The organism is Collinsella bouchesdurhonensis (assembly GCF_900155365.1).
GTDB lineage: Bacteria > Actinomycetota > Coriobacteriia > Coriobacteriales > Coriobacteriaceae > Collinsella > Collinsella bouchesdurhonensis.
The window spans coordinates 1-826 of record NZ_LT699741.1 but is presented as its reverse complement, the minus strand read 5'-3'; the positions used below and the strand labels follow the sequence as shown (position 1 = coordinate 826).

2 protein-coding genes are annotated in these 826 nt (G+C 67.4%); both read left to right on the top strand.

Annotated elements, in window-relative coordinates:
* Window positions 1-8 precede the first annotated feature (8 nt).
* Complete coding sequence (locus tag BQ9843_RS08925) at window positions 9-167, top strand: holin (RefSeq protein ID WP_268258800.1); 159 nt, start codon at window positions 9-11, stop codon at window positions 165-167.
* Between the two features lie 100 nt (window positions 168-267).
* Window positions 268-826: peptidoglycan recognition protein family protein (locus BQ9843_RS04950; RefSeq protein ID WP_143327633.1), on the top strand; the 559-nt coding region annotated here is incomplete at its 3' end.

Sequence of the window (826 nt, the reverse complement as noted above, 5' to 3'; positions counted from 1 at the left end):
TCTCGCTCATCGGCACCGGCGCGGTCGGCTTCACCGACCTCGACTGGCTGCAGATCGCGAGCGTGTCCGGCGTCGCCGCAGTGGTGAGCCTGCTCACCTCCGTGGCGGGACTGCCGGAGGTGGCGGGCGGCAAGAGCCCGCTCGCATCGACCACGAAGGAGGACTAGATGAGCGACGAGAAGACGCTGCCGGTGGACGACACCGGCGAGAGCCTGAGCGAGGAGACGCTCAAGCACTTCGACGGGTGCAAGGGGGAGGAGGACTAGCATGGACTTCAAGGGACTCCACGCCGACGTCAACAAGTGGCTAAACAAGCACTACACGCCCGGTCGCCGCGGACGCAAGATCCAGTACATCGGCATCCACCACAACGCCGGCAACTTGAGCGTTCAGGGCTGCTGGAACGTCTGGCAGACCCGCCAGGCCTCGGCCCACTACCAGGTGCAGAGCGACGGCATCATCGGGCAGCTCGTGCACGACTGCGACACGGCCTGGGCGCTCGGAGACTTCGACGCCAACTGCCGAAGCATCAACATCGAGCACGCCGACATCAGCTCCGACCCCTGGCGCATCTCTGACAAGTGCCTCGAGTCCGGCGCGCACCTCGTGGCGGCGCTCTGCCTCGCCTACGGCCTCGGCCGTCCGGCATGGGGCAAGAACGTCTTCCCCCACAGCCATTTCAGCTCGACCGCCTGCCCGGCCTCGCTGCAGTCCTCCCAGAAGGACGCGTACATGAAGCGCGCCCAGGAGTGGTACGACGCCATGGCCAAGGGCGGCAGCGCCCCGGCGGCCAAGCCGAGCGCACCGTCCGGCACGGCCTCCAAGT